Below are 8,987 nucleotides of genomic sequence, written 5' to 3' on the forward strand. Positions count from 1 at the left end.
AAAGAAATTTTTTAAGATTTTTATGAATAAAATAATCCTTTGTATTTTTTGCAGTAAATCTGTTTAAATGGTATAATAGAATAGGTATTTCATTTTTTTGGTTTTCTATAAGATTTTTTAGAAGCGAGTGTTGTTTTTGCCCTTCTAAAAATTTTCTTATTTTTTCAAAGTTAATTTTGTCTATTTCTTCCCTTTTAATTTTAATTCTTTTATCTTCTTCGTCTTCATCTTCTTTTTTCTTTTGTTCTTTTCTATATTTCTTAATTTCTGAAATTTCTTCCTCAGTAAGTTCTCTATACTGAAAGCGGATAATTATGGATTTATTATCCCCCTCACTCTTACTCCCTCCCACAAGGGGAGATGGAATTATTTCTATTGGATTTTCATCATCAAGGACAAAAAACCTTTCTTTTGTAGCCTTGTTTGAAGCAAGTTCTTCCTTGGCAGAGACAATACGAAAGATAACTTTGTAATCATTTGCCTTAAATGTATAATCTCTAAAAAGTAAACCTGTTTTCGTATAATATTGTTCTTGATTTGCCCAGTAAAGTTTTACTTCCTCACCATTGTAAGGAATGGCATATTTGTGCCCTTTTATAGAGTAGCGATAATGCGGAACAAAATCACCCTCTTCATAGTATCTGGAAAAGAAATTATGAAGGTCGTTAAAAACCTGATTTTTTATCTCATCAATTTTCTCTACTTCCTCTTTTTGTGCCTTTATTGATAAGAACTCTTGTCCAATAGGTGTGTCTTTAAATTCTTCCTTTAAGTCTCCTGTAGGAGTGAAGGCGTTTTGCCCTAAACTTTGAATAACTTTTTCTTTAACCTTTTCAAATTTTTCATTTATATTTGTTAACCTTTCATCTTTATGTTTAGCAAAAGCAGTTTCGACCTTATTTCTAAGCTCTCCCTGAATAAATTTCCCTATTGTTTCTCTCTTATAATTCAAAATGCGATAAATCCCAAAATCCAAATCAGATGTTTCAAACTGAAAAAGTTTTTTAAGCAAATCTTGAAATTTTTCGATACTATCCATAATATCTCCTTTTATTCATGAAAAGCACTTCCTTATAAAGAAGTTTATCGCATTTTTCAAAAAAGTCAAGGTGATGATTTAAATCAGATAATCTTACCGAAATAGGGTTTAATAAAAATAGAATATCTTATCCAGATAATTAAAACGGGATATACTATATCCAAAAAGTGTCTATGATCACAATAGCCATTACTGAGGAGGTATACATTAGGAGAGCTAAAAAATAAACGCAAACCTAAAGGTTTGCCCTACATTGTGTATTGCTGCTAAAAGCCATTCCTGCAAGATTTTCGCGGTTAGGAAAACGCTCCTACAGGAATAAATCCTAAATCCCAAGCACCAAATTAAGAATTTAGTTTTTGTCTTTCGTTGAGCTGAAAATGGGATGAGATGTCGAAATAAATTCAGCATGACAAATACTATTGCCACACAGGCTATGCAATTTTACCAAATCACTTGCACTAATTGTGAATCTTTTATTTCTCTATCCCGACTGAGAATTGCAACCTTATCTTTCAAAGTTTTGCTAAAAAGTATTGCTGTGCCGCAAATAATGCCATCATGAATATCCAGTTGAGTAGGAATTACATCAATAATGTCTTCATTCAGCGGGAAAATAACACATCTCTCGTCTTCATCAATTGCGGACTTTACCTTTTCAAAAGATATCGGAATCTTTTTCCTTTTGTGAAGATACTTTAACTCAGCCAGAACAATTGTTGGGATAATAATTTTAATTTCTCGTTTCTTTAGGATATCTGTTACTGTTTTGCTTTATTGTTTGCTACCAGTAAGGAACCAAACTAATACATGGGTATCAACTATGTAAGTCATTAAATCCCTAAATCTTTAGGTAGTTTGATCTCTGATTCTTTTATTTCGTGATAAGAAAAATCACCATATTTTTTCCATATGCCATATAGCTTAGAAAATTTATTATCCTTTTTCTTTTTTTTGTTCTTAGAGACCAAGTCTCTTAATTGTGCTTCAAGAATTTTTAATTCCATTTCCAATGTGAGAATCTTTTTTGCCGGCACGCTTTCACTCATAAATTCTCCTTACAAAGGATTATAAACAAAAGAGGAGGAAAGTCAAGCCCACTATTTAAATAAAAAATGATTTTTGCAGAGTAAACTCTGCCACTACGGAATCAGGAATAAATCCCAAATCCCAGGCAATAATTAAATTCCAAATTAGAAACATAACTCTAATACAAGAATCGCTTGAGGAAAAGGTGGTAAATCCCCCTCACCCTTGCCCTCTCCCACAAGGGGCGAGGGATTTGATGTATGAAATGGTTAGAATAAATTCCAAATTATAAACATAATTCTAATACGCATTAGCAAGGTAATGCAATCCTAAGACGATTGAGATTATCTCGGGAGTAAAGACTGCCTTTATATAAAACCAGTTCTCTAATCTATTAGATTTTTAGTTTTCTTTTGATTTCTGGCATTAAGTTTTTTGCACTGTCTAAATCTGCTTTTATTTCTTCGTAAGATTATTAGGGGTAGCCGCACCTTCAGGGTGCGAAATACCTTGGGATTTAAAAAAAAATTATCCGCAGGCTAAAGTCTGCGCCTACCATTTTACCGGTTATCCCCTCAGGTTGGCTTTTTTATTTAAGCAAGGCTAAAGCCTTGCCCTACAAATGGACCCAGCGCTAAATCATTGATTACCCTTATAAATCTTGCCCATGGGTTTTATCGTTCCTTCAAATATGGAAAGGACTCAGTAGCACAGCGACCAAAAATAGTCTAAATTCAGCAGCAAATGTGCCATTTAATAAAATACCTAAGATAGCTTATCGTATGCAACCAGAAATATTTATTGAATATCATCCATAATCCCCCTCCTTGAGCTGAAATTCGGGCATATTTATGAAGAAATCTTGCCCTGGGGAAGTAGACCACGCGCAAATTTTGTTTGGCAAACCTCCGGCACCAATCGACATCTTCAAAATATAGAAAAAATCTCTCATCCATCAAACCCACCTTCCTAATCGCACTCTTTTTCACCATCATCGCCGCACCCAAGACCCAGTCCACCTTTTCGATGCGATCACATTCAAAATGCACCATCAAATATCTTTCCAGTTCTCTCTTTCCCCAAGGTGTGCATTTGAGAAAAGTTCTCCGGACAAATGGAGTATAAAACCGGGGCCAGCGGAAACAAGACCGTTGCACCGAACCATCCGGGTAGAAAAGGGCTGGTGCCAAAAGCCCTACTTCTGGTTCTCTTTCTAAATACTTGACCATCTCCTCAATAGCCCCGGCGGGAATAAGGATATCAGGGTTGATAATTAAAATAAACTCGCCACGGGCTTTTTTTAATCCCTGATTTACTGCCCGGGCATAACCGAGATTTATTCGGTTTTCAATGAAAAGAATTTCAAAAAATTTATTAAAAAACTCGATCAGGGGCCTTGGTGAATGAGCAGAGGCATTATCAATGATAATTAACTCCATGGGTATCTCAAGATTTGCGTTTTTGAGGGCGTTTAAACAGTCCCTCAAAGCGCATGGTGCATTGTAATGGACAATGATTATGGTGAGCACTGCCGATAAAGCATTACTAAAGACAAAGGTATTCTTTCTACGGGTGTAAGGACTTTTTCTACTTTTATCCTAAAATTTTTTTTACGCAATCTCGCTTCGGCCTGTTTTATCTCCTCATCAATTTGTGCTTTTTTATAAAAGAACGCACGCCCTGTCGGAGCGAGCAGGCCATCAACTGTATTGAGTAAATCTCGGATTCGGCCTGCAGCCCGTATTAAAATCAGATCAAACTTCTTCTCTTTATATTTTTCTGCACGCTGGGCGACCACCTCAATCCCCTTTAGGGAAAGGCTGGTTATCAATTCTTGCAAAAATTTTGCTTTTTTGCGCACCGATTCAAAGAGCACGAAATCAATTTCAGGTCTTAAAATCTTAACCGGAATGGAAGGGAAACCAGCTCCTGCACCAATGTCGCAACCATTTTGGGGCTGATTAAGATAGGGTAAGACCATCAATGAGGGCAAAAAATGTTTCAGGGTGATACGGGTGTAATCCTTATGCGAAAGCAAATGGAGCCGACCCCTATATTCGTAAAGCTTTTCCAAGTAAATTCGGAATTTATCAAGCACCATTTCCGAAACTGGAAGATGGAGTTCTTTTAAACCCTCCTTCAGAATCTCCATCTCTTTATCCAAAGAGTGCATCAAAAAGACTATCTTTTTGAATTTTTCACTTCGTTCCAAATTTTATCCATCTCTTCAAGGGTGACTGAAGAAGATGCCAACCGGGTTTTTATCAATTTTCTCTGCATCGTCCGGAACCGATTGACAAATTTTCTGTTTGCCTTACGGAGGGCATCCTCGGGATCGATCTTCAGATGACGGGCAAGGTTCACACAGGAAAAAAGTAAGTCCCCCAGTTCATCAACTCGTTCCCGGCGGGACCCGGCTTTTTCAAGTTCTTTAATTTCTTCAACCAACTTCTGGAGTGGACCCTGGGCATCCGCCCAGTCAAATCCCACCCGGGCAGCCCGTTCTTGAATTAACTTAGCAGCCATTAATGCCGGTAGAGACTCTGGAATCCCTTCAAAGATATCCTTCTTTGAACTATGCCAGAATTTAACAATTTCTTCAGTGTTGCGGAACTTCCGGGAACGGAAGACATGGGGATGTTTGAGTTTGTATTTGGTGATCGTATCCTGAATTATTTCCGTAGGGGTGATCCCCTTTTTTTCCATCAACGAGCAGAGAAAAAATCCCAGAAAGAGTAAATCGCCGATTTCTTCTTTCAGGGCTGTCCGATCCTGTTTTTCGATTGCGGCGAGAACTTCGTAAGCCTCTTCAATCACATTATTTTTTATGGTAGCGAGTGTCTGTCGGCGATCCCAAGGACATTTTCGGCGTAATGTTTTTACCAGCTGGAAGAGCTTGTGAAAGGCGTCAGAGATCTTCAATTTCTGGTTGCGTATTCTCCCCATTCGCTACCCCATTGGTTTTTTGATCTATTGCCACGGGCCGGAAATCAGTATAAAAGTCCTCCTCAAAATTCAGACAGCATAAAAGTTTACCACATATCCCTGACAATTTATTCGGCGTGAGGAATATATTCTGACGCCGCGCCATTCTCAGCGAGATGGATTTTAAATCCTTAAGAAATGCTGCACAACAAACCTTGCGACCACATGGTCCCATTCCGCCACAGTAGCGGGCGAAATCCCGAGCGCCGATCTGTTTGATGACGACGCGTTTATTCAATTGCTGGGAAATAAAGCGATGGAGTTTGCGAAATTTCATCTTGTGTTCTGCGGTAAAATAAAAGATCACCCTTTCCGCATCAAACTGGCAATGTGCATATACCGCCTTCATATCCATATTGAATGCCCGGATCGCATTTTTGAATTCAAAAAGACACCATTCGGCATATTCTTTCAACTCTTCCAGTTTCGCTAAATCTTCATCATTAACTGGTCTAAGAATTTCGCCGATTGATTCTTCCTCAACCGCCTGTGCACAGATTGTTCCGGTATCTATGCCGTCCTTTGTTTTAAAGAGAATCCTTTCTCCAAGGTGGTAATCATCGGAACCATGGACTACGATTTTCCAAAAGGGAGTGATTGATATTTCGTATTTCATTTCAATATCACATATATTTTTTCGTCTTTCTTAATCATACCCAGATCATTGCGCGCCTTGGCTTCAATGAACCTACCGCTTTTGTATTCCTCAATCCTCTTTTTCAGCAGCTCGTTTTCGGCACTAAGAACAATAATACTCCTTTTCAGGTTTCTTTCGGTATAATAGGCATTTACTAAAATAAATATCTTTCTTCCCAGATATAATCCGGGGAGCATAAAAAAAAACAGAACCAAAAACCATTTTTTGATAAAAAAAGAGAGTTCTTGTTTCATCTTTGCTATTTTGCTCTCTGGTAATACTGGTAATAATAATAGTGATGGCGATAGTAGCGCTGGCTGGTATCCACACCATTTAATACATAGCCAATAATCTTTTCTCCAGCCCGCTCTAATTCTTCTTTTACCTCCCTTACCGCATCCCGATTCGTCTTCCCGCTCATGACTACCACAATTATGCCATCGCATATCCTCCCCAGAATCCGCGCATCTGCAATCCCTAATGCCGGTGGGGCATCAATCAACACATAATCAAAATCGTCTTTTAGTTTATCTACCACATTGCTCATGGAGACCGAACCAAGCAATTCTGCAGGATTGGAAGGAATGGTGCCACTGGTAATAAAATAGAAATTTTCAAACGGTGCTTTTTTAATCGCCTCATTCAATTTTATCCGGTTGATTAATACATCGGTCAAACCGTTGTGGTTATCCCGCACAATCTCCTGGAAATAACTATGCAATTTAGGCCGGCGAAAATCGCAATCAAGAACTATCACCCGGTGTCCCTGTTGGGCAAGAGTAATGCCAAGATTAATACAGGTCGTCGTCTTGCCCTCTTGAGGGAGGGTGGAAGTAATCAATAATGTCTTAATCGGTCGGCTTACAGCAGTAAAGACTAAATTGGTGCGCAAAATCCTATAGGCCTCAGCAATCTCGGAATGGGGTTCATTGATGGTCGGAATGTCGTGATGCTGCTTGTTCTTTATCAATGGCACTGCTGCCAGCACCGTAATCCCTGTGAGGTCTTCGATGTCCTTGGTCGTCCGTACTGAAGTGTCAAGATACTCCAATAAGAAGGCCCCCCCAACACCGATTAAAAGTCCTAATAAAAATCCAAGGATTGTATTCAATCTTGGTTTGGGTTCCACAGGTTTGGTAGGAATTATTGCACTATCAATGATCCGCGCCTGGCTGATCTGCATCGCCTCAGCAATTTTGGATTCCTCCAGCTTGCCGAGGAGCATGGTATAGATCTCCTCGTTCGCTTTTTTCTGCCGCTCAAGTTGTGCCAGATTTACCTCAGCCTCGGGCAATTGTTTGAGACGGCGATTATGTTTTTCAATGATTTGGTTAAGTGCCTCAATCCGACTCTGGAGGGCGATGAGCCGGGTTTCGCTGTTGATGATGTTGGTGATAAGTGCTTGAAAGACTGGATCACCGGTGGAAGGACCCGCCATCGCAATCTGTTTACTGGTCTGATTAATCTCCTGCTCCACACGCGCAATCTGCTCCTGGATCTGTTTTAGTTTTGCCGGATCGTTCTGATATTCTTGTTTTTGAACCTCCAATTCTTTCAGCTGCTCTCTCAACTTTATAATCAAAGGACTACTGGAGATGGTCGGGAAAGAAGCCATTTTTTTATAATAACCATAGCTTGCCTCATCCCGGGCGAGCTCGCTTTCCAGTTTCTTGATGCTGCTTTCCGTCTCATGTAACTCCACTATCGCCCGTTCCTTTTCCACTTCAAACTGGGCAATGGCGTTGATGAGTTCCTTAGCCGTTTCACTCAATAAAAAAACACCACTCTGTTGTTTGTATCTCCGCAAATTTTCTTCAGCGCTATCCAATTCGGTGCCAAAGATTTTAATCTGACTTTCGATGAACTCTTTGGAACCACGGGCTGATTCCCGGAGGCTCTCCAGGGTGTATAAAATATATTCCTGAGATAATGAATTAGCAATCTTGGCGGCAAGTTCCGGAATTGTGGAGCGCGCTTTGAGTAATACCAGTGAAGTATTCTTTACTTGACTCACCGAAATATTATCCATTAAACTCTCGGTAGCCTTTTCTCCATCAATGATATTAAATTCCAGATAATCCTTGGGTAATCTCTCTTTTAAAACAAATCTTAAACCATTCTGATTAAAAATTTCCCCAACGCGCCCTCTGCCCACCAACTCCTCTTTTTTGTTATATATGCTAAACTCTTCGGCGTTCTCCATTTTTATCAAGTATTTACCAGGGAGAACATTCTCTCCTACTTGAAGAGAATCGAACAAAAAGCGTTGGTGATTCTCCACCACAAAATTCAAAGCCAATTTTTTAACCACTGCCCGGGCAAGAGTTCGACTGCGGATGATCTCTAACTCACTCTCCACCGGGTCTACACGTTGGGGGGTATAAAGTTCTGTAAAGAATACCGGTTTGGCTTCGGAAAGTTCCAATTTAAATTTCACCTTTGCCTCATAAACCTTGGGCAAATTGAGACTCACCAAAAGGGCACCCAGAGAAGTTGCCAGGACACAAACAATGATCAAAATGCGCCGCTTATAAATGATTTCGAGGTAATCCTGCAAGGTATAGTCTTTGTTCATCGTGTGTAATAGATTATCTGTAAAATCAGCGTGCCGATGCTAAAGAGCACCGACCACTCCTGTAATGCAGGCATGAAGCGTCTGGGGACAATGACCACATCTCCGGGTTCAAGATTCAACTCATAGGTTTTCTGACCGCTCTTCAGAATTTTCTCTAAATTGACAATCCTTTCCTTACCTAAATTCAAAATTTTTATCCGACCGATATTCCCATTAGAAGTGGGACCGCCCGCCATCGCTAAAAGGTTGGTAAGATTTTCGTTACTTTTGAGATAGTATTTACCCGGGGATTTAACTTCACCAAAAACATTTATCTGATAGTATATGTTAATCGTTAAAAAGATATCGCCATAGTATTTGTGATACTCCTCAATCAAAATCTTTTCCAGAGAATCCGCCGGAATATTTTTTATATCCACCTTCCCCAATAGCGGGATATTCAATGTAGTATCTGCATCAACAAAATATTTGCCACTCAATGTTGGTTGATGCCAGATCTCAACTTCAACTGCATCATTGGGGATAAGATAAACATGTGGTGATAGCACAATGAGCAATAGAGATAACATATTCTCCTTATTATATGCAGAAAACTCAATATGTCAATAACCATTTTCTCTGAGTACTCCTCACTTTTAATCTTCGGTTGGGCATAACTTTTTGAAACAAAAAAGCCACGGGTATTTGGATAAATCCAGCTTATCCAATAATTCTAAACCCAA

The 8,987-nt window shown here is 39.3% G+C and carries 9 protein-coding genes; all 9 read right to left on the minus strand.

Annotation, left to right across the window (positions count from 1 at the left end; translation table 11 throughout):
* The coding region (locus ABIL39_11785) for a site-specific DNA-methyltransferase (protein MEO0166805.1) at nt 1–1,039 on the minus strand (1,039 nt) is incomplete at its 3' end.
* An 833-nt stretch (nt 1,040–1,872) separates the two neighbouring features.
* Nucleotides 1,873–2,088 (minus strand): hypothetical protein, encoded by a 216-nt coding sequence (locus ABIL39_11790; GenBank protein MEO0166806.1) that lies wholly within the window; start codon nt 2,086–2,088, stop codon nt 1,873–1,875.
* Between the two features lie 714 nt (nt 2,089–2,802).
* Complete coding sequence (locus ABIL39_11795) at nt 2,803–3,597, minus strand: glycosyltransferase family 2 protein (GenBank protein MEO0166807.1); 795 nt, start codon at nt 3,595–3,597, stop codon at nt 2,803–2,805.
* A complete protein-coding gene (gene rsmG, locus ABIL39_11800; protein ID MEO0166808.1) occupies nt 3,585–4,280 on the minus strand; it encodes a 16S rRNA (guanine(527)-N(7))-methyltransferase RsmG in 696 nt (231 codons plus the stop codon). Before rsmG ends, ABIL39_11795 begins: the two co-directional genes overlap by 13 nt.
* Nucleotides 4,250–5,014 (minus strand): nucleoside triphosphate pyrophosphohydrolase, encoded by a 765-nt coding sequence (gene mazG, locus ABIL39_11805; protein ID MEO0166809.1) that lies wholly within the window; start codon nt 5,012–5,014, stop codon nt 4,250–4,252. The genes rsmG and mazG overlap by 31 nt, the downstream gene beginning before the upstream one ends.
* Nucleotides 4,977–5,669, minus strand: coding sequence for a regulatory iron-sulfur-containing complex subunit RicT (ricT, locus tag ABIL39_11810; GenBank protein MEO0166810.1), 693 nt, complete (start codon nt 5,667–5,669; stop codon nt 4,977–4,979). The genes mazG and ricT overlap by 38 nt, the downstream gene beginning before the upstream one ends.
* A complete protein-coding gene (locus tag ABIL39_11815; protein ID MEO0166811.1) occupies nt 5,666–5,944 on the minus strand; it encodes a septum formation initiator family protein in 279 nt (92 codons plus the stop codon). Before ABIL39_11815 ends, ricT begins: the two co-directional genes overlap by 4 nt.
* A gap of 5 nt (nt 5,945–5,949) precedes the next feature.
* Entirely contained in the window at nt 5,950–8,265 is a 2,316-nt protein-coding gene (locus tag ABIL39_11820; GenBank protein ID MEO0166812.1) for a polysaccharide biosynthesis tyrosine autokinase, read from the minus strand.
* Nucleotides 8,262–8,834, minus strand: coding sequence for a polysaccharide biosynthesis/export family protein (locus ABIL39_11825; protein MEO0166813.1), 573 nt, complete (start codon nt 8,832–8,834; stop codon nt 8,262–8,264). Before ABIL39_11825 ends, ABIL39_11820 begins: the two co-directional genes overlap by 4 nt.
* Nucleotides 8,835–8,987 lie beyond the last annotated feature (153 nt).

The organism is candidate division WOR-3 bacterium (assembly GCA_039802205.1).
Taxonomy (GTDB): domain Bacteria; phylum Hydrothermota; class Tepidihabitantia; order SM23-42; family JAOAFX01; genus JAOAFX01.